Source organism: Streptomyces buecherae, assembly GCF_014295035.1.
Taxonomy (GTDB): Bacteria; Actinomycetota; Actinomycetes; order Streptomycetales; family Streptomycetaceae; genus Streptomyces; species Streptomyces youssoufiensis.
The window spans coordinates 783,014-802,573 of sequence record NZ_CP060404.1; the positions used below are offsets into that span (position 1 = coordinate 783,014).

At 74.9% G+C, this 19,560-nt stretch carries 15 protein-coding genes; 7 read left to right on the forward strand and 8 right to left on the reverse strand.

The window, feature by feature from the left end; translation table 11 throughout:
• The first annotated feature begins 44 nt into the window (after nt 1–44).
• Complete coding sequence (locus H7H31_RS02655) at nt 45–371, forward strand: trypco2 family protein (protein ID WP_176165239.1); 327 nt, start codon at nt 45–47, stop codon at nt 369–371.
• A 23-nt stretch (nt 372–394) separates the two neighbouring features.
• Nucleotides 395–5,491, forward strand: coding sequence for a S1 family peptidase (locus H7H31_RS02660; RefSeq protein WP_187064439.1), 5,097 nt, complete (start codon nt 395–397; stop codon nt 5,489–5,491).
• A gap of 229 nt (nt 5,492–5,720) precedes the next feature.
• Here the strand turns inward: H7H31_RS02660 and H7H31_RS02665 are convergent, their stop codons facing one another.
• A complete protein-coding gene (locus H7H31_RS02665; RefSeq protein ID WP_187064440.1) occupies nt 5,721–6,989 on the reverse strand; it encodes an ROK family protein in 1,269 nt (422 codons plus the stop codon).
• A gap of 17 nt (nt 6,990–7,006) precedes the next feature.
• On the opposite strand from H7H31_RS02665, the gene H7H31_RS02670 reads away from it, so the two are divergent.
• From H7H31_RS02670 to H7H31_RS02680, 3 genes are all read left to right on the forward strand, one after another.
• On the forward strand, nt 7,007–8,332 hold the full coding sequence (locus tag H7H31_RS02670) for an MFS transporter (RefSeq protein ID WP_187064441.1): 1,326 nt from the start codon (nt 7,007–7,009) through the stop codon (nt 8,330–8,332).
• A gap of 120 nt (nt 8,333–8,452) precedes the next feature.
• Nucleotides 8,453–9,088 (forward strand): GNAT family N-acetyltransferase, encoded by a 636-nt coding sequence (locus H7H31_RS02675; protein ID WP_187064442.1) that lies wholly within the window; start codon nt 8,453–8,455, stop codon nt 9,086–9,088.
• 547 nt (nt 9,089–9,635) lie between these two features.
• On the forward strand, nt 9,636–10,577 hold the full coding sequence (locus H7H31_RS02680) for a DUF2797 domain-containing protein (protein WP_187064443.1): 942 nt from the start codon (nt 9,636–9,638) through the stop codon (nt 10,575–10,577).
• Nucleotides 10,578–10,720: 143 nt separating this feature from the next.
• On the opposite strand, the gene H7H31_RS02685 is transcribed toward H7H31_RS02680, so the two are convergent.
• Genes H7H31_RS02685 through H7H31_RS02695 form a run of 3 tightly spaced genes read right to left on the reverse strand, consistent with a single transcriptional unit; the run spans nt 10,721 to nt 13,398 of the window.
• A complete protein-coding gene (locus tag H7H31_RS02685) occupies nt 10,721–11,386 on the reverse strand; it encodes a response regulator (RefSeq protein ID WP_187064444.1) in 666 nt (221 codons plus the stop codon).
• Nucleotides 11,383–12,636 carry a sensor histidine kinase gene (locus H7H31_RS02690; RefSeq protein ID WP_187064445.1) on the reverse strand — a complete coding sequence of 418 codons (1,254 nt, stop codon included), beginning with the start codon at nt 12,634–12,636 and terminating at the stop codon, nt 11,383–11,385. The genes H7H31_RS02685 and H7H31_RS02690 overlap by 4 nt, the downstream gene beginning before the upstream one ends.
• Nucleotides 12,637–12,693: 57 nt before the next feature.
• Nucleotides 12,694–13,398 carry a TetR/AcrR family transcriptional regulator gene (locus H7H31_RS02695; RefSeq protein ID WP_187064446.1) on the reverse strand — a complete coding sequence of 235 codons (705 nt, stop codon included), beginning with the start codon at nt 13,396–13,398 and terminating at the stop codon, nt 12,694–12,696.
• A gap of 161 nt (nt 13,399–13,559) precedes the next feature.
• Between H7H31_RS02695 and H7H31_RS02700 the strand changes: the two genes are divergently transcribed.
• Nucleotides 13,560–14,144: a nitroreductase/quinone reductase family protein gene (locus tag H7H31_RS02700; RefSeq protein ID WP_187064447.1), complete on the forward strand. Its 585-nt coding sequence runs from the start codon at nt 13,560–13,562 to the stop codon at nt 14,142–14,144.
• Between the two features lie 371 nt (nt 14,145–14,515).
• Here H7H31_RS02700 and H7H31_RS02705 read toward each other — a convergent pair whose 3' ends face one another.
• The gene (locus H7H31_RS02705) at nt 14,516–15,727 is read right to left on the reverse strand and encodes a geranylgeranyl reductase family protein (RefSeq protein WP_176166587.1); all 1,212 of its coding nucleotides are present in this window, start codon (nt 15,725–15,727) and stop codon (nt 14,516–14,518) included.
• A gap of 169 nt (nt 15,728–15,896) precedes the next feature.
• On the opposite strand from H7H31_RS02705, the gene H7H31_RS02710 reads away from it, so the two are divergent.
• Nucleotides 15,897–17,285 carry a dipeptidase gene (locus H7H31_RS02710; protein WP_187064448.1) on the forward strand — a complete coding sequence of 463 codons (1,389 nt, stop codon included), beginning with the start codon at nt 15,897–15,899 and terminating at the stop codon, nt 17,283–17,285.
• Between the two features lie 364 nt (nt 17,286–17,649).
• Here H7H31_RS02710 and H7H31_RS33620 read toward each other — a convergent pair whose 3' ends face one another.
• The 3 genes from H7H31_RS33620 to H7H31_RS02720 all read right to left on the reverse strand — a co-directional run bounded on the left by H7H31_RS33620 (nt 17,650) and on the right by H7H31_RS02720 (nt 19,436).
• The gene (locus H7H31_RS33620) at nt 17,650–18,063 is read right to left on the reverse strand and encodes a transposase family protein (protein ID WP_308284219.1); all 414 of its coding nucleotides are present in this window, start codon (nt 18,061–18,063) and stop codon (nt 17,650–17,652) included.
• Entirely contained in the window at nt 17,978–18,352 is a 375-nt protein-coding gene (locus H7H31_RS33625; RefSeq protein ID WP_232109650.1) for a hypothetical protein, read from the reverse strand. The genes H7H31_RS33620 and H7H31_RS33625 overlap by 86 nt, the downstream gene beginning before the upstream one ends.
• Nucleotides 18,353–18,575: 223 nt before the next feature.
• Nucleotides 18,576–19,436: a MerR family transcriptional regulator gene (locus H7H31_RS02720; protein WP_187064449.1), complete on the reverse strand. Its 861-nt coding sequence runs from the start codon at nt 19,434–19,436 to the stop codon at nt 18,576–18,578.
• Nucleotides 19,437–19,560 lie beyond the last annotated feature (124 nt).

Here is a 19,560-nt window from a genome sequence, read left to right on the forward strand (position 1 = left end):
AGAGGGTGATCGCGGGCGGTCAGCGCGTTGTACGGTGAGTGTTCTTGCTTGAGGGGAGCGACGGCATGGGCACGGAGATCGGGCTCGCGCGGGCCATCCGCGGACTGCGGGCGGAGTTGGCGGAGGCGATGGCCGACGGCGAGGACGAGGCGATCAGGTTCCGTATCGAGTCCATCAGCCTCGATCTCCAGGTGGCCGTGGAGAACGCGCGCGAGGGACACGCGGGGCTCAGGTTCTGGGTCGTGTCGGCCGATGGCGGCGCCTCCTCGTCCACCGCCACCACCCACTCCCTGTCGTTGCAGCTCGCCGCCGAGACGGCCACGGGTGATCACGTGCGGATCGCCGCCACGCCCGAACGGCGGCCTGACTGACGGTGGTTGGGGAGGGCAATGGCGTGCGGGACCTGCCGGACCGGGCCGTCGAGGTGGTGCGGGTCAGCCGCGCGGACGGCGGCGTGCACTACGGCGGCTCCGGCTTCCTGTTGACCGGCGAACTCGTGTTGACCGCGCACCACGTCGTGGACGACGGGGCGTACGCGTACCGGGTGTTGCGGCCCGAGCCACGCCGGGGCGCGAGTGCGGCCGACGTCGAGTTGGTGGTGCCGCACGGGGAACTCGACCTGGCGCTGCTGGTCCTGGACGAGGCGGTGGACGCGCTGGCGCCGATGCGCTTCGGGCGCCTGCCCCACGCGCTGGACACGGTGCCCTTCCACGCCATGGGCTTCCCCCGGTACGCGCGCGAGGCGGGCCGGCCGCGGCGCCGGCAGGCGACCGGCACCATCCAGCTCGCCTCGCGGCCGGGCACGGGCGGCCTCGACCTGTGGCACGAGAGCGCGCAGCCCGCGGACCTCCCCGGCGCCGGCTCGCCGTGGCAGGGGTTCTCCGGGGCGGCGGTGCTCGCCCCGCGCGGGACCGGCCCGCGCGCGGAACACCTGGTCGTCGGCGTGTACACCTCCCACCTCACCCCGGCCGGCGCCCGCTCCACCATCGCCACCCGCGTCGACTCGCTGGCCGACGCCGGCAAGTTCACCCGCTACCTGCGCGCCCACGAGGTCACCCCGGAGCCGGTGGACGTCCCGCTGCCCGGCGGCGCGCCACGCGGCCTGCCCAGCAACGTGCGCACCCACGAGAGCGTGCTGGCCAGGTTGCGCGGCACGCGCAGCTACCTGCTGCCCGAGCACCTGCCGTTCGTCAGCCCGGGACCCGGCAACGAGGCCGCGCCGCGCCGTCTCCTGGAGCGGCTGGTCGACTCCGAGCGGGGGCGCGGGGTGCTGCTGGTGGGCGCGGCGGGCACGGGCAAGACCCGTACCTGCTTCGAGGTGGCGCAGGCGGCGCACGACGACGGCTGGCACGTCCTGCACGTACGCACCGACCGGCAGCGCTCGCTGACCGTGTCCCACCTCGAACAGGCCGTCTTCGACGCCGGCCAGTCGCGGGTGCTGCTGGTCCTGGACTACCTCGACACCTGTGCGCAGCTCGATCTCGGCGCGCTGGCCGACGAGTTCATGCTCGGCGCGGCCGAACGCGGCATCCGGGTCGCCTGCGTGGCCTCGACCCGCCCCGGCACGCTGCCCGTCCTGCGCAAGCGCGGCGTGCGACAGCACTTCGACGAGGTGACGTTGCGTCAGGACAGCGGTCACCAGGCCGCCGTGATCGACGCGATGCTGCCGGTGGTCGCCCCGCGCGCCCTCGACGGCCTGGGGCGGGCCGCGCTGCGGGCGGCGTGCGGCAACCGGCCGATCATCGCGCTCCTCGTCGCCGCCCAGATCGAACGCCGCTACCTGGCCCGCCAGGACCTCCCGCACCTGACCGGCTGGCGCAGCGACGACCTGCTGGCCTGGCTCGACCCCCGGCTCCAGGAGGACCGGCTGCGCCCCCCGGAGGCCACCGACTGGGACGCCGACGCGGACGGCGGGGCCCCGCGCCCGCCCAGCGACCGGCAACTGGCCGCGACCGTGGCCGCCTACGCCTGCCCGCAGCCACGGGACGCCGTCGTCGCCACGGTGGACGCCTTCCTCGAAGGCCGGGACAGCGGGCTCGACGGCGAGTACGTCGTGCGCAGCCTGACCGAACTCGGCTGGCTTGAGGAGCCGCACGAGGACCAGCTCATGGTGGTCCACGACATCGTCACCGACGAGCTCGTACGGCAACTGCTGCTGCCCGCCGGGCCGGTGCACCCGGACGCGTTGCACGCCGTGTTCTCCACCTCGTTGACCAGCGCCCGCACCTTCGGTGGCTTCGCGGGTCACCTGGCGCGGCTGGCCGCCGACCTCGACGACGCGGACGGCCGCCAGGTGGCCCGCCTCAGCGGCGAGTGGCTGCGGGCCGCGGCGCCCCGCGTCGGCGCGCTGCTCAAGCGGGCCGGTGAGGAGGGCCGGCAGGCGCTGCTCACGCTGCTCAGCCGGCGCCCCTGGCAGGCGTCGGCGGACGGGGTCTGGGACGAGGTGGCACAGCCGTGGCTGGAGCGCGAGAAGTACTCGCCCACCGCGCGGACCCTGCTGGCCCAGGCCGTCGAGTCGGCCACCGGACCGGTGCCGGAGCGGCTGGTGGAGGCGGCTCTGACGTGGCTGTACCGGGGCGGGCCCGAGGCCGAGACCTCGCATCACGTGCTCCACGCCCTGCTGGAGCGCCGCGACCTGAGCGCGCGGGACGAGGTGCGGGTCACGGACTACGCGCTGGCCTGGCTGGGGCTGTGGAAGCGGCACCGCTCGGCCCGGTTCGTGATCGGCGCGCTGCTGCGCGAGGACCGGGCCCTGGGGCCGCAGCGGCTGGTGGCGGCCGTCCAGTACGCGTTCAGTTGGCTGCACGTCCACGCCACCACCGATGCCGCCCACGTGCTGCACCGGCTGCTGGCGCGCGCGGACGTGGACCGGCCCGCCGCGCGGCGGGCCGTCTCGGCGGCGCTGACCTGGATCGGGCACGGCCACGGCACGCAACGCGCCGCCAGCCTCGTACTGGCCCCGCTGGTCGCCCATCCGGAGCTCAGCCGCCAGCAACAGAAGCAGACCGCCGGGCTCGCGCTGACCTGGCTGGCGCACAACGAGGCGGAGCCGGTGGCCCGGTTCGTGCTGCGGGCGCTGCTGCGGCGGGAGGATCTGGCGGAGCTGCGCGCGGGACGCGCCGTGGACCAGACCGTGCTCTGGCTCCAGCACGGGCACGCCGCCACCCTCGCGGCGGCCCAGGTGTTCGGGCCGCTACTGCCGCACCCCGCCCTGACCGGCGGGCAGCGCGCCCTGGTGGTCGAGATGGCGTGGGAGTGGGTGGGCGGCTACGGCGACTCGCTCGCCGCGGGGCACGTGCTGCGCCCCCTGCTGGCCGACGCCGCCGACCTCGGCGAGCGCGCGGCCGACCTGGCCGAGCGCGCGCTGGCCTGGGCGCAGGCCCACCCGCGGGCGCCGGAGGCCCCGGCGGTGCTGAGCGCGCTGCTCGGCGGCGCGGCCCCGGGCGACTGGTTGCAGCGCAGCGCCGACTTCGCCCTGCACTGGCTGGAGTCGTACGGCACCGAGGCCGACGGCGCGGTCGTACACCGGGCCGCCCTCGCCTGCCGGGAGATGCGCCGCGACCAGGTCCGCCGTGCCGCCGACGCGGCCCTGGACTGGCTGCGGACGCACACACCGGCGCAGCCGCCCGACGCTCTCGACGCCGGCGCGTCCGTGACGGGGGCGGCGGGCTCGCTCCTCATCCCGGCCGCCGAGACCGAGGAAGACACGACGGGCCCGGGCGCGCGATTCGGTGCCCCGGGAGGAGAGTTGGGGGTCGACGAGCCGGCGGACGGCCAACGGCCGGCCGAGGGACTGGCGGATGCCGGGCTGGCGGACGAGGTGGGGTCGACGCTGCGCCTGCTGCTGGCCACGGCCGGGTTGCGCCCGACGCAGGAGGCGCGCGCGCTGGAGCACGCGGCGGACTGGCTCGGCCGCCCCCGCCGCCATCGCGACCGTGGGTACCTGTGGTCGCGGGTGCTGCGGGCGCGCGGCTGGAGCGGCGGCAACCGCGGCTGGCCCCAGGGCAACGGGCCGCTGCCCGAGCCGGACCTGAGCGACCTCGCGGCGCTGCTGGGGCAACCGGAGCTGACGGCGGCCGAGGCGGCCCACCTGGCCGACCGGGCACTGGCCCTGAGCGCCGAGGGGAGCGCGCCCACCCGTGCGGTGCGCGCCGCCGTCACCGCCGTACTGCGCCTGCCACGGCTCACCGCGCGGCAGGAGGCGGGCGCCGTGGAGTTGGCGACCCGCCTGGTGGCGGCGGAGCGCTCCGCCGGGACGCTGGGCCCGCTGCTTGCGCTGCTCGACCGCCCGCTACCGGAGGCCGCCCACGCGCGGGCGACGGCCCTCGGGTGCGGCTGGCTGGCCGCGTGCGAGCGGCTCGCCGACGCGCCCCGGGCGCTGTTCGCGCTCGCCGGGCGGCCGGGGCTCACCGACGACCAGCGGCGCGCGTTGAACGCCCACGCGCTGAACTGGTACGCGGTCAACCCCGAGCGCCCGTGGGCCCCGGAGGTCCGCGCCTTCCTCACCGATCACGGGGACGACGGTTTCGGCGCCTGGTTACGCGGCGTGGAGGAGACCCGGGCCTGGCTGCTGGCGCACCCGGACGACCCGGAGCGCGGAGCGGTGCTGCTGCGCCTGCTGGCACGGCCCGACGAGACCCGCCCCGCCAACGTGCCGGCCGCCCGGTCAGACGACGCGACCGACGCGGCGGGGGGCCCGGGCGACGACGGCCCGGGCGACGGGCCGGGCGGCGGGGCCTGGGACCGGCGGCTCATGCTGTCCGCCGTGCACGCCGCGCTGGCCACCGTGTTGAGCTGGCGGGACTTCGTCGCACTGTTGGAGAACGAGGGCCTGCGGCCCGAGCAACGGCGGGCGGTGGCCGGACAGGCGCTGGCGTACCTGCGGTCGTCGGGAGCGGTCAAGACCCGGCTGGTGATCATCGCGCTGCTGCGCACCACGGACCTCACGGCCGAGCAGCGGTGGGACGCGGCCGAGGAGGCGTTCGCGCTGCTGACCCGGACGAGCGGCCGGACGTTCAAGACCCGCCCGGTGCTGCTGGCCCTGCTGCGCCACCGCGAGCTGTCCCACGAGCACGAACAGGCCGCGATCGAACGGGCCCTGCGGCAGGTCGACGGGGCCGAGACGAGCGAGGCCAAGCCGCTGCTGCGGCTGGTGTTGAGCAAGCGGCTGACCGCCGAGCAGGCGGCGCGCGCCATCGGCCACAGCCTGGACTGGCTGCTGGGGCGCGAGCCGACGGGCGGCGTCGGTTCGCTGGTGGAGGCGTTGCTCGGGCGCGCGGAGTGCACCCCCGACCAGCGGCGACACGCCACCGCGTACGCCCGGCGCTGGCTCGCGGCCAACCCGGAGCACACCGTGGCCGAGCGCGTCGCCGCACACCTGGCCGCCCAGCCCGAGGAACCGTGCCCCGCCCCGGACCCGCGACGCACGGCGCCGACACCAGCACCGGCACCGGCACCGGCACCGGACGCGGCCTCCCCGACCGGCGGCTGACGCCCGGGCCCACGGTCGCCGCGGCTGGGCACCGGCCGTGGCCCGCCACCTGGCGTACGCCGGCTCGCTGGTACGCCGGTACGGCACCACCCGGTGCACACCCGCGCCGGTACGCCGATACGGCACCACCCGGCGTACGACCCACACCGCGCTCCGCGTCCGCGCACCCGGCGTGCGCGGACGCCCGACGCGCGGCGCCGAGCAGCGGTGCCCCGCCGCGTTGGCCGTATCAGGCGCCGAGCGCCCGCAACGGGTCGTCGAGGACCGGCTGCCACGCGAGTTCGGCCGCGCCCACCAGGCTGTTGTAGTCGAGCGTGCACGGCAGCAGGGGCACACCGCCGCTGCGACCCCACAGGCTGCGCTCCGCGACGACCGCGCGCAGCCGCTCCGGGTCGGCGTCGAGCAGGTCGCGGTGGAGCCCACCGAGAATGATCCGGTCCGGGTTGAGGATGTTGACCAGACCGGCCAGGCCGCGGCCGAGCCGGTCGATGAGCAGGTGGGCCGCGGCGCGCACGGACGGGTCGGCGTACTCGTCGCGGAGCAGGTCACGGGCCTGCTGGAGGAGGGACACCTCGGGGCCGGGCTCGCGTCCGGCCGCGGTGAGAAAGGCCAGCGGGTCGGCCTCGACGTCGAGACAGCCACGGCCGCCGCAGTGGCAGGCGCGCCCCTCCTCGTGCACCGTCAGGTGCCCGACCTCCAGGGCGAGCCCCGAACTCCCGGTGTGCAGCCGCCCGTCGAGCACCAGGGCGCCGCCCACGCCACGGTGGCCGGTGGCCACGCACAGCAGTTGTCGGGCGCCACGGCCCGCTCCGTGGCGGTATTCGGCCAGCGCCGCGAGGTTGACGTCGTTGCCGGTCTGCCCGATCGGCGCACCGGGCGCCGAGTCGGCGGCCGGGGGCCCGGCGGGCACGGCCGTGGCGTCGCCGGGTCCGGGGACGCCCGCGCGGGCGAGGCTGCGCCGGAACAGCTCCCGTACCGGCGCGCCGGCCTGCCAGGCGACGTGCAGCGGGTTCAGCGCGGTGCCCTCCGGCTCGGCGACGGCCGATGGCACGGCCAGTCCCGCGCCGAGGCAGCGGCGCCCGCTGGCGCGCAGCAGCCCGGCGCCGGCCTCGACGACGGCGTCGAGCACCGCCGCGGGGTCGGCGGGCACCGTCATGCAGCCCGGTGCGGTGGCCACGATCCGGCCGCCGAGGCCGACGAGCGCCGCCCGGAACCCGTCCACGTGCACCTGCGCGGCGAGCACGACGGGGCCGTCCGGGGCGACGGTGAGCCGGTGCGAGGGGCGGCCCTGGGTGCCGGCCGCCGCGCCCGGCCGCGAGTCCACCCGGATCAGGCCGAGCGCCTCCAGTTCGGCGGCGACGGCGCCCGCGGTCGCGCGGGTCACGCCGAGCTCCGCCGTGAGCACCGCGCGCGTGGGGGCGCGACCGGTGTGTACGAGCTCCAGCGCCGGGCCGAGTGCTCCCCGGCCCCGCTCCAGTCTTGTCCGTGTCTGGGTCACGCCCCTATTCTGGCTTTGTGCCGACGCTAAACAAAATACGGACGGCCACTCCGTGGGGGCGGAGCAACGCCACCGTAGATCCCGCCATCCGTCGCCTGCGGGCGGCGCTCACCCTCTTCTTCGCCCTGGACGGCTTCGTCTTCGCCGGCTGGGTCGTCCGCATTCCCGCCATCAAGCAACAGACCGGCGCCTCGACCGGCGACCTCGGGCTCGCCCTGCTCGGCGTCTCCGCCGGCGCGGTGGCCACCATGGTGGTCACCGGCCGGCTCTGCCAGCGGTTCGGACACCAACCGATGACCGTCGTCGCCGCCGTCGTGATGTCCCTGAGCGTCGCGCTGCCGGCGCACACCCACTCGGCGCTCGCCCTCGGCCTGGTACTCCTCGTCTTCGGCGCGGGCTACGGCGGTCTCAACGTCGCGATGAACAGCGCGGCGGTGGACCTGGTGGCCGCGCTGCGCCGACCGGTCATGCCCACGTTCCACGCCGCGTTCAGCCTCGGCGGCATGCTCGGGGCGGGCCTCGGCGGCCTGGTCGCGGGGCGACTCTCAGCCACCACGCACCTGACCGCCCTCACCGCGTGTGGGCTCGCCCTCACGGCCTTCGCCGGCCGCGCTCTCCTGGCCCACCCGGTGCCCCGGCGGCTACACGAACGGCCGGACACGGCGCCCCGTAGCCGCCCGCCACAAGCCGACGCGACCGATCCCGCCCACCGCCCGTCGTCGGCGCGGGCCGCATCCGTCGAACGAGGCGAGTCCGTCGGGCAGGCGGCGGGCCGGGGCGCGGCCCGGCGTACGCGCCGGCTGGTCGCCGTCTTCGGGCTGATCGCCCTGTGCACGGCCTACGGCGAGGGCGCGTTGGCCGACTGGGGCGCGCTCCACCTGGAGCAGGATCTCGACGCGCACCCGGGCGTCGCGGCGGCCGGCTACTCGGTCTTCGCCGCCACGATGACCATCGGCCGGCTGTCCGGCACGGCGCTCCTGGAACGCCTCGGCCAGACGCGCGCCCTGGTGGCGGGCGGCGCGACGGCCGCCACCGGCATGCTCGTCGGCTCCCTGGCCCCCACGGTCTGGCTGGCCCTGCTCGGCTTCGCCGTCACGGGCCTCGGGCTGGCCAACATCTTCCCGATCGCCATCGAACGCGCCGGCGCGCTCAACGGCCCGAGCGGCGTCGCCACCGCCTCCACCTTCGGCTACGGCGGCATGCTCTGCGGCCCGCCGGCGATCGGCTTCGTCGCCGACTGGTTCTCGCTGCCGACGGCCCTGACGACGGTCGCCCTGCTCGCGGCGATCGCGGCGGTCGTCGCCTACGCCAGCCGCAACGCGCTCCGCCCACCCGCGGGTTGACCGCGCGCCCGCACGGGGCCTCCCGCCCGCGCGTTCCCCGGGCCGACGGAACCCAGCGGGCCGCACGTATAGTCTGAGGAACCGCTACGACATGTAGATGACCGGTGAACCTCGGAGGATATGGTGCTGACTACGCCGTGTTTCGGCCCCGATGTCCTCGGCGTCGCCGACCAACTCACCGATGCGTACGTCGACGTCTTCACCGCCCCGCCCTGGGAGGACCGCGACGCGCGGGCGACCCGGGCGGAGTTTCGGGAGCGGCTCGCGACGGACGCGCACCGCCCGGGTTTTCGGGCCGTGCTGGCCACGTCGGACGATGGCAGGGTGCAGGGCTTCGTCACGGGGTGGACCACTCAGGCCCCGTTTCGCACTGACCGTGCCTACGGGAAGGTGACCACGCGGCTCGGCGCCGAGCGGGTGAACGAGTTGCTGGTGGGCGCCTTCGAGGTCGACGAGCTGGGGGTGCGGCCAGACGTCCGCGGTACCGGTTTGGGGCGGCGGCTGCTCTCCGCCCTCGTCGACACCGCGCCCGGCGGCCGGGCGTGGCTGCTGACCTGGAGTCAGGCGCACGAGACGCTCGCGTTCTACCGCCGCATCGGTTGGCGGGAACCCGCCCCCCTGCCGGGCAACGAGACGGACGTCGTCGTGTTCCTCTCACCGGGCGGGCCCGGTGACTCCTCCGTGGCCACGGACGGCGACCGCAACGGCCTCAACTCCGACCAGAATTCGGGAGCCCGCCGAGGCCCGGGCAGCTGAGACCCGAGCCGCGTCCTGCTCACGCCACAGGGTCTCCACCGGCACCGCACCCGCGTCCGGCTCGCCAGCCGGCAGACTAAGAGCGCCCGTAGTCGCGCCCCTGTCCGGTGCACGCCGGTGGCACCGGTACACAGCCGCGCGGTCCTGCGACCACGTGGGCGCCGTCCGCACCGGACAGTCCGACCCGACGGTCCCGGACCACCGTGAAGCAGGATCGCTGCCGGCCGCCGACTCGCGTCCCCCGCCTCGTCCGCCCTCGGGCTGGCAGGCGCGCCGGAGCGATGTCAGTGGCGGCTGGCACACTCCCGGACATGGAGTACGGGAAGCTGATCGAGGTCGTCGACCCTGAGGGGATGCCGCTCGCCGCCGAAGCCCGGTTCCGGGCCCGCGTACCAGGCGAGCGGAATCGAGACGGGGCTCCGCGTGGCGCGGCGCACACCGGACGAGAGGTCGGGCTCGCGTCGTCGCACGACTGCGCTGGTCGTGGCGGCACGATCGACCGTTCGCCGATGCCCACGCCCACGCCACGGCGACCAGGGGCCCGGCCATGAGCGATGACCGCGTGCCGCGCGAGCCGCGATCCGGCGACTCCGGCTGGCGGTGCGCCGGACTGCGCTGGGGCCTCCCGGCCGAGCCCGCCCTGCTCTGGCGCCACCCCGAGCGCGGCGAGCGCGCCTCCACCCTGTCCCCGGGCCGACCCATCGCCTTCACCACGGGCGCGGCCCGGCGCTGCGTCGGAGTGCGCAGGGGCGACCGGCACACCGCCTGCCCGACGGCCGCGGCGATCCCCCCGACGGCGGTGTCCGCCCAGTGCCCCGAGTGCGCGCGGCTCGACCGGTCGTACTCCGTGGCGGCCGACACCCGCGCCGACGACCCGCGCCCCTACGACGTCTACCTCGCCTGGTTCGGGCCCGGTTGGGTCAAGGTGGGCATCACCGCGACCGAGCGCGAGGGAGCCCGGCTGCTCGAACAGGCCGCGCTCTCCTACGTGCTGCTCGGGCGCGGCCCCCTGATGGCCGCCCGCCGCGCCGAGTCGGTGCTCGGGGCGGCCCTGGCCGTACCCGACCGGATTCCGTACGCGGCCAAGCGGGCGGCCCGGGAGGCCGTGCCGCCTCCGCCGGAGCGAGCGGCCGAACTGGCCGAGCTGCACGCGCGGGCCCGCGCGCTGACCGCGCTGCCGGAGTCGCTCCAGGTCCTACCGTGCGCCCCGGTCCACCACGACGCGGCCTTCGCGCTCGACCGACCCCGGCCGCCGGGACCGGTCGGCCTCGTCCAACTCGCCCCGCACGCCACGGTGGCCGGCACCGTCGAGGCCGTCGCGGGCCCCGACGTCTCGCTCCGCGACGCGGACGGCCGCGCCCTGATCCTCGACACCCGCCAACTGGCGGGGTGGCCGCTCACCACAGCCGACCCGTCCGCCCCCACCACCGCGCCCGTGCGCCCGACCGAGCCCCCACCCTCGCCTCCGGCCCCGGAGCCCCTGTTCTGAGCGCCGCCGTTCCCGCGCCGCCACGCGCCTGTCCGCCCCGGGCCCACGCTCGGGCATCAGGCGGGTGCCCACGGCCCATGCCGGCTCGGCCCACGTCACCCGGTCCGGCGCACACGGCGGGCGGGCGACGCCGCTCGGCCCGCTCAGCCCAGCCAACCCGGGCGTACGAGCCCCGACTCGTAGGCGAGGACGACCAGTTGGGCCCGGTCGCGGGCGCCGAGCTTCACCATGGCGCGGCTGACGTGCGTCTTGGCCGTGAGCGGGCTGACGACGAGGCGCCGGGCGATCTCCTCGTTCGACAGTCCGATGCCCACCAGCGCCATCACCTCGCGTTCGCGGTCGGTGAGTTCTGTGAGGCCGACGGCGACAGCTGGCTCCTTGGAGCGCGCCGCGAACTCCGCGATCAGGCGGCGGGTGACGCCGGGCGACAGCAGCGCGTCGCCCGCCACGACGGCCCGCACGGCGCGCAGCAACTCCTCCGGCTCGGTGTCCTTGACGAGAAAGCCCGAGGCTCCGCATCGGATCGCCTCGAAGACGTACTCGTCCAGCTCGAAGGTGGTGAGCATGACCACCCGGACGGCGCCGAGCGCCGGGTCCTCGGTGATCCGACGCGTGGCGGCGAGGCCGTCGAGCACCGGCATGCGAATGTCCATGAGGACGACGTCGGGCCGCAGTTCACGGACCTGCCGCACGGTGTGCTCGCCGTCGGCGGCCTCCGCGACCACCTCGATGTCGGGCTGGGCCGCGAGCAGCGCCCGGAAACCGGCGCGGACCAGCAGTTGGTCGTCGGCGAGCACGACGCGGATCACGGTGTCTCCTCGGGTGGCAGGGGGATGCGGGCCCGAACGCGGAACCCACCGTCGGGGCGCGGCCCCGCCTCGACCGTGCCGCCGAACGCGGCGGCCCGCTCCCGCATGCCGACCAGTCCGTTACCGCCGGACACGGCGTCCGCGCGCCCACCGCCGGCAGCGGAGCTGGCCGGCCCGTCGTCGTCGACCGACACGTACAGGGCGTTCGCGCCGTGGCGCAGGACGACGCGCGCGGCGCGCGCTTCCGAGTGCCGGATGACGTTGGTCAGGGCCTCCTGGACGATGCGGAAGGCGGCGAGGTCGGCGCCGGGCGGCAGATCCGCGCGGCGGCCCTCGGTGCGCACCTCGACCCGGAGGCCGGCGGCAGCCGCCTGCTCGGTGAGTTCGGGTACGCGGTCGAGTCCGGGGGCCGGCGAGCGGGGCGCGCTCCCCGGCGTGCGCAGGCTGTCGAGCACCTGTCGCACCTCGCCCAGCGCCTCCTTGCTGGCTCCCTTGATGGTGGTCAGCGCGGCCCGCGCCTGTTCCGGGTCCTGGTCGAGCAGCGCGAGGCCGACGCCCGCCTGCACGTTGATCACCGAGATGCTGTGCGCCAGGACGTCGTGCAGTTCGCGGGCGATGCGAAGCCGCTCCTCGTCGGCGCGGCGGCGTTCGGCCGCCTCCCGCTCGACGCGCTCGCGCACCAGTCGCTCCCGGCGCAGCCGGGCGAGCTCGGACAGCGCCAGGACCACCAGCACCCAGGCGGCGATGCCCATCTCCTGCCACCAGCCCGCCGCGCCGTCGCCCCCCGGCGGGAGCCACCGGTAGAGCCAGTGCGTCACCAGGGCGTGCGCCAGCCAGGTCAGGCCGACCGCGCTCCAGGCGGCCCGCCGATGGCCCGAGGTGACGGCGGAGAAGCAGGCGAGGACCACGCTCAGGAAGATCGGCCCGTACGGGTAGCCGGCCGCGAGGTAGGCCGTGACCACGGCACAGGTGCCGAAGACGGTGACGCGCGGGTAGCGGTGTCGGATCACGAGCAACGCGGGGCCCCACACCAGCAGCAGCCAGGCCAGCGGGTCCAGATCGACCCGGTCGGCCTGCCGGTGGGAGGCGAAGTTGGTGCCGACGCACTGGAAGACCGCGACGGCCAGCGAGGACAGCCACGGCAGCCGCCCGGAGGACGCGGCGCCCCAACGGCGCCACGGTGGCCCCTGGCCCGCCCACCGGCCGGACGCCCGCCCGTCGCCCACGCGGTGGACTCGTTCCGTGCTCATGCCGCAACGCTAGACCGCGCCACGACGCCCCGCGTCAGCCCGACGCGGTGCGCGCGTCTACTCCCCGGGGAGTAGACCGACCTGGCGGGCCAGCCCGGCGGCGGCCTGGTCGAAGAACTCGTCCCGCGCCTCGACGACGTGGTTGAACTGCCCGAACACCTCGAAGTTGACCAGCCCGAACAGTTGCGCCCAGGTCGCGGTGAGGCCCGCCAGCGCCGGTGCGGGCAGGTCGACGCCGAGTTCGACGCCGAGTCGCCGCGCGTCCTCCTGCACCGGTGCGGGCGCCGCCGACGCGTCCGTCGGGTGCAGCTCCCCCGCCTCGTGCGCGTCGCGGAGTACGGATATGAGGGCGAGGCCGACGCGGGCGGCGGGGCCCGTGGTGTCGCTGGGGGCGGTGTAGCCGGGGACGGGCGTGCCGTAGATCAACGCGTACTCGTGCGGATGCGCGAGCGCCCACTCGCGGACGGCACGACAGACGGCCGTCCACCGCTGGTCGGGAGAGCCTCCACTGGCCGCGGCGAGCGCGTCCTCGGCCGCGGCGCCCAGCGCGTCGTACGCGTCGATGATCAGCGCGGTGAGCAGGTCGTCCCGGCTGGGGAAGTAGCGGTAGAGCGCGGAGGAGACCATGCCCAGCTCGCGGGCGACCGCGCGGAGCGACAGTTTGGCGGCGCCCTCGCGGGCGAGCTGCCGCCGCGCCTCTTCCTTGATCGCTGCGGTCACTTCGTCGCGGGCCCGCTCTCTGGCCCCCTTGATCGCACTCATGCGGGCCAGTGTGCCACCGCGACGGAGCAGCAACCAGAAAAGAGAGCACCGCTCTTGCTTCGGGGCGCCGATCCGTGCACACTGATCTCAAGCGAGAGCACTGCTCTCTCGGTCGCGAGGCCCTGCCGCGCAGACTCACCTCTCCTAACGGAAGGCTCACCATGACGCACTACGCGAAGCCCAGTTGGTTCGAGGCCCGGGTGATCGGCGGCGGGATCGCCTGGCTGGCCCGGCGCGGCGTCTCGCTGTACGGCAGCGCGGAGCTGTCGGTGCGCGGCCGGACCACCGGTGAATGGCGCAGCGTTCCGGTCAACCCGCTCCAGCTCGACGGGGCGCACTACCTGGTGTCGGCCCGAGGCACCACGCAGTGGGTGCGCAACATGCGGGCGGCGGGTGGCGGGCAGCTCAGGAAGGGGCGCGGCGTGCGGCCGTTCCGCGCGATAGAGCTGCCCGAGGGCGCGGAGAAGACCCGGGTCCTCCGGGCCTACCTCAAGCGCTGGGGCTTCGAGGTGGGCAGGTTCTTCGACGGCGCCACGGGCACATCGAGCGACGAGAAGCTGGCCCAGGTTGCCCGGCAGCACCCGATCTTCACGTTGACCTACGCGGACGATGAGGCATGGACAGCACACTCTCCCCGGCGCGCGCCCGCCGCGAGTTCACGGCCGAGCACCCCGGACGACGCCAGCGACGCGCCAGGACGCGTCACCCACACCGCCCCCGAGCCGCTGAGCGCCACGCGCCCCTGACGGCCCGGCGACGCACTCCCGACGCGGCCCAACGCTCCCAAGCGCCCCTACCGACGGCCGCCGCGCACGCCCGCCGGGCCGCCGCCACCCACCGCCCCAGCACCCGCCAGCCGCTCGCCGCCCTCGCCCGCGCCGCCGCGCAGGCGCTGAGGCTGAGGTCGCGGAGTCGTCTCGTTCCCGTGCGCTGGCGCGACCGGCCCACCGGCGGGCTGGGCAGCGCACCCCGCACGCACCACGACCCGCTGCCCAGCGGCGGAGCCAGCCACCCACCGGTCGACGCGGCGGAAGCCCACCCGCGTCGCGCCCTGGGCACGGGGCCGACGCGTCACGACGCCCCGCAGCCCTCCCCGTGGCGGAGCAGGGTCGGCGCGTTAGCCGCGGTCGAGCACCATCATCAAGCGACGTGCGGAGGGGTGGGTGCGGACGATCTCGGCAAGCGTGGTGGTACCGCGCGTGATCTTGGCGAACGCCCGCCAGGCCGGGCGGAGACCGGTGATCGCCGCGTGCACCATGCCCGGCCGCCGCTCGTAGGCCAGCAGCAGGCGGCGCCCCACGCCCATCTCCACGCCGAGGCCCGACTTGATGGCGAAGGCGTAGTTCAGCGCCTGCCGCCGCGCGTCCACCGCGTCGTGCGCCTCCGCTATGCGCACGGCCCACTCCCCCGCCAGCCGGCCGGAGCGCAACGCGAAGGAGATCCCCTCCCGAGTCCACGGCTCCAGCAGCCCCGCGGCGTCGCCACAGACGAGTACGCGGCCCCGCGAGAGCGGCGAGTCGTCGGAGCGGCAGCGCGTGAGGTGGCCGGAGGAGATGCTCGGCTCGAACCCCGCGAGGCCCAGGCGCGCGATGAAGTCCTGGAGGTAGCGCTTGGTCTCGGCACCCTCGCCGCGCGCCGAGATGACGCCCACGGTCAGGGTGTCGCCCTTGGGGAAGACCCAGCCGTAACTGCCGGGGATCGGCCCCCAGTCGATCTGCACCCGGCCCGCCCAGTCCTCGGCGACGGTCGGCGGCACCGGGATCTCCGCCTCCAGGCCGAGGTCCACCTGCTCGACCTTGACACCCACGTGTCCCGCTATCCGACTGGCACTGCCGTCCGCCCCGACGACGGCCCGGGCGAGCACGGTCTCCCCGTCGCTGAGCACGACGGCGACGGTGCGCCGGTCGGGTACGGAGGGCCCGTGCTGCTCGACCCGGGAGACGGTCACGCCGGTGCGCAGGGTGGCCCCGGCGGCCGTGGCCGACTCCACCAGCGCGGCGTCGAACTCGGGCCGGTTGATCAGCCCGAAGAGCATCTGCTTGGACCGCCGAGTGCGCGAGAGCTTGCCGTTGAGCGAGAAGGTCACGGCGTGCACGCGATCCCGCAGCGGCATCTCGAACCCTGGCGGCAGGGCCTCGCGCGAGGGCCCGATGATCCCGCCGCCGCAGGTCTTGTAGCGGGGCAGCTCCGCCTTCTCCAGGAGCAGCACTCTGCGGCCCGCGCACGCCGCGGCGTGCGCGGCGGAGGCGCCCGCCGGGCCCGCCCCCACGACCACGACGTCCCACACCGACTCGCCGTCGTCGGCCGCGTCGCCGCCGTGCAGACCCATCTCGCCGCTGTTGTCGCTGCTCACGATGTACTTCTACTCCCGCTCGACCACTCGCTTCGGCTACCGCTCGCATCCTACGGCGCGCCGCTCGGCGGCCCCGCTGTGGGAAGATCGGTGCACCCTTCGCCCGTACGTACGGACATAACGCCGCGCCCACAAGGAGCGTTCCATGGAGCAAGCCTCCGTCCGCCAGCCCGACCACGCCACGCTCGCCCAGACCGTGGCCGCACTCCAGCCCCGGGCCCGCGCGGAACTGACCGAACTGGTCGCGTTCAAGTCGGTCGCCGACCCGGCCCAGTTCCCCCGGAGCGAGTGCGAGGCCGCCGCGAACTGGGTGGCGGACGCGCTGCGCGGCGAGGGCTTCCAGGACGTCGCCCTCCTCGACACCCCCGACGGCACGCAGTCGGTCTACGGCTTCCTCCCCGGCCCCGAAGGCGCCCCCACCGTCCTGCTGTACGCGCACTACGACGTACAGCCCCCGCTGGACGAGGCCGCCTGGCTCTCGCCGCCCTTCGAGCTGACCGAGCGCGACGGCCGCTGGTACGGACGCGGGGCCGCCGACTGCAAGGGTGGCCTGATCATGCACCTGACGGCGCTGCGGGCCCTCAAGGAGAACGGCGGGATACCGGTTCACGTCAAGGTGATCTGCGAGGGCTCCGAGGAGCAGGGCACCGGAGGGCTTGAGCGGTACGCGGAGGCCCACCCCGAGCTGCTGGCGGCGGACACCATCGTCATCGGGGACGCGGGCAACTTCCGGGTGGGGCTGCCGACGGCCACGGCCACCCTGCGCGGGATGACGCTGATGCGCGTGCAGGTGGACACGTTGGGCGGCAACCTGCACTCGGGCCAGTTCGGCGGCGCCGCCCCGGACGCGCTGGCCGCGCTGATCAGGGCGTTGGACTCGCTGCGCGCCGAGGACGGCTCGACCACGGTTCAGGGCTTGGCGTCCGACGCGAGCTGGGAGGGGTTGCAGTACGCGGAGGAGGAGTTCCGCAAGGACGCCAAGGTGCTCGACGGAGTGGAGCTCATCGGTTCCGGCACCATCGCGGACCGGATCTGGGCCCGCCCCGCGGTGACCGTGCTCGGCATCGACTGCCCGCCGGTCGTCGGCGCCACCCCCTCGGTGCAGGCGAGCGCCGGCGCGCTGGTGAGCCTGCGCGTGCCGCCGGGCGTGGACGCCGCCGAGGCGACCGACCTGCTCGCCGCGCACCTGAAGGCGAACACCCCGTGGGGCGCGAAGATCGCCGTGGAGCAGGTGGGCCAGGGCCAGCCGTTCCGCGCCGACACCAGCAGCCCGGCCTACGCGTCGATGGCCAAGGCCATGCGCCTCGCCTACGACGGCCAGGAGATGCAGATCTCGGGCATGGGCGGCTCCATCCCGCTGTGCAACACCCTGGCGTCGCTCTACCCGGAGGCCGAGATCCTGCTGATCGGGCTGAGCGAGCCGGAGGCGCAGATCCACGCGGTCAACGAGAGCGTGTCACCGCAGGAGTTGGAGCGGCTCTCGCTCGCGGAGGCCCTGTTCCTGGTCGAGTACGCGGCAACCGACGCGGCCTGACACGGCCACCGCCCTCCGACCGACGACGCCCCGCCCGCCCGCGGCGACGCACTGAGTCGCAGCGGCAGGAGCGGCACGCCCCCGGCAGTCCCGTGGTTACGGGCCCCGGGGGGCGTTGTCGGCAGACCGCACGGCTCGGCCCGCCGAGAGTCCGGCGCACGGGCGGGCGAGCGGACGGGCCGGCCGACCTCGTCGCGCCCTGCGCCGGGCGCCAGAGGCACCCGGCGCGGAGCGCGGCACCGCCGCGCGAGTGCGGCACAGTGAGGCTCCGCCAACGCGAAGACGCAGTTCAAAGGGCTGGTATGACCGGTTCTCGGGGTGCTCACGCTGGTCGTGGGCGGCGGTCTGAGGAGTAGATCGTCCGTCAGCGGTTGACTTCGCGGTTCGTCAGAACGAACAGGGCGCGCAGGAGGTGGGTAGCGCACGCGGGATCGCTGCGGTGCTTGGTGAGGATCCGCCAGTTCTTGAGGTGAGCGAAGCCGTACTCGACCGGTGCCCGTCCGACGGCGAGGGTGCGGTTGGCGGTCTTCTCGCCAGGGGTGAGCTTGTGGGTGCGGCTGGCGTGGAAGCCGGTGACGGCCACGGGATCGAGTACGTCGTTGTCCAGGGCGCGAAGGCCCATGTCTGCCAGGGCCTGGAGGTCGGCGGCGCGCAGGTGGGCCAGGACGTGGTCCCGGCAGGCGGCGATGTTGTCATGGGTGCGGCCGGACCTGGCGGCAGATATCCAGAGCAGCCGACCCCGCTCGTCGGTCAGGGGCGGGGAAGTGCGGGCCGTGATGGTGGTGTTTGCCGAAGTAGTTCCGCCGGTCGGCCTTTCCGGTGCGGCGCTGGGTGGCGATGCGGGTGCCGCCGATCAGGACGACCTCCCCGCCTTGCTTAGCGATCTTCTTCCGTGCGCGGTTGCAGGCGCGGGGCTTGCCCGGCGAGCAGGTGATCAGCTCGTCGCGCCGGCGGCGGACGGTGGTCTCGGACATTTTGTCGCCGCCGGCCCTGTCGGCCAAGCGCTGGTCGTGGCGCAGCACGGCCAGGACGAGCACCGCGATCTTCCCGGCGGCAGGATCCGCCACCTGGACCGGATCACTTTCCGGTGACGTCGCGGCAGATCAGCGCGGTGGTTGACGGTCTCCGTGGACAGCGGCAGGCGGCACTGGTGAGCAAGCGGGCAGGTGCCCTCGGCGTACCTTTGGCTTTCGTCACGCGATCCCAACGGTCGTCGGGGGCACCGGAGTTACGTGCGCGCCGCGCCACTCAGGGCTGCTCTTCTCGGGCTCGCTCTGGGCGCGATGCCAGTCAGCAGGTCCGTTGATCCCTGTCGCCGGCCTGATCGGCCGAGTGAAGCAGTTCGATGACACGTTCCTCGTACCGGACGCGGGCCGGGGAGAAGTCGTACGGCATCTTGCCGATGGCCTCCATCACGCTCATCCTCGCCCCCTCTTCTTCCTCGCCGGCGTGCTCGTCCTCCCGGTCCAGGAGGTCGTTGAGGGCCTCTTCCAGGCCGGATCCTTCTATGGCGGCTGCCAGGGCGGTCTCGTGATCACATCGCTGGGCGGCCAGGTCCTCGATGCGGGGGTCGTCGGGGGACACGGTGTCATCCAGGGCCGCCTCGGCCTCGGCCAGTCGGTCCTCCTCGGCCCGCAGCTCGGGGTGGGTGGCCAGGACGATGAACCGGTCGGCCTGGACGGCGGCGCCCAGGGGGCCGAGGACGCGCTCCGTGACCAGGAGGGTATCGAGGTCGGCGGAGCGCAGGGCTCCGGGCGGCAGATCGCGCAGGCGGCCAGTGGCCAGCGGTGAAAGCAGGCCAAGAGGGCTGCCCACCTCGCGGAGACGGTTGACGGCGGCCCGCTGGGCCTCGATGGCGGCAGCCTTGGAGGCGAGGGACTCCTCCAGACGGGCCAGGGACTGCTCGATGCCGCTGGTGCCATCAAAGGCGGCGTGGATGTCGTCCAGGGAGATACCCGCATCAGCCATCCTGCGGACCCATAGCAGGCGGATCATGTCGTCGTATCCGTAGCGGCGGCGGTCGTCGCTGCCGCGTTCCGGTTCGGCGAGGAGCCCGATGGCGTGGTAGTGGCGGATGGCGCGGGGTGTGGTCCCGGCGAACGCGGCGGCATCGCCGATCTTGACCCGGCGGGGGATCGCAGGAAGGGGCATGTGAGGGAACCTCTCGATGTCGTGCTCGCCGCCTACTGGACCACATGCCGCTACGGCACGTGCAAACCCCTCTGTCGTGGGGCGCGTACCGGGACTTCCGCACCGTCAAACCCGTACGGACCGC

Bases quoted from the DNA above. Each gene is read 5' to 3' on its own strand.
- H7H31_RS02690 (WP_187064445.1), bottom strand. From the start codon at position 12,636: ATGAGCACGGAACGAGTCCACCGCGTGGGCGACGGGCGGGCGTCCGGC.
- H7H31_RS02680 (WP_187064443.1), top strand. From the start codon at position 9,636: ATGAGCGATGACCGCGTGCCGCGCGAGCCGCGATCCGGCGACTCCGGC.
- H7H31_RS02720 (WP_187064449.1), bottom strand. From the start codon at position 19,436: ATGCCCCTTCCTGCGATCCCCCGCCGGGTCAAGATCGGCGATGCCGCC.
- H7H31_RS02695 (WP_187064446.1), bottom strand. From the start codon at position 13,398: ATGAGTGCGATCAAGGGGGCCAGAGAGCGGGCCCGCGACGAAGTGACC.
- H7H31_RS02705 (WP_176166587.1), bottom strand. From the start codon at position 15,727: ATGGGTCTGCACGGCGGCGACGCGGCCGACGACGGCGAGTCGGTGTGG.
- H7H31_RS02675 (WP_187064442.1), top strand. From the start codon at position 8,453: ATGGTGCTGACTACGCCGTGTTTCGGCCCCGATGTCCTCGGCGTCGCC.
- H7H31_RS02710 (WP_187064448.1), top strand. From the start codon at position 15,897: ATGGAGCAAGCCTCCGTCCGCCAGCCCGACCACGCCACGCTCGCCCAG.
- H7H31_RS02700 (WP_187064447.1), top strand. From the start codon at position 13,560: ATGACGCACTACGCGAAGCCCAGTTGGTTCGAGGCCCGGGTGATCGGC.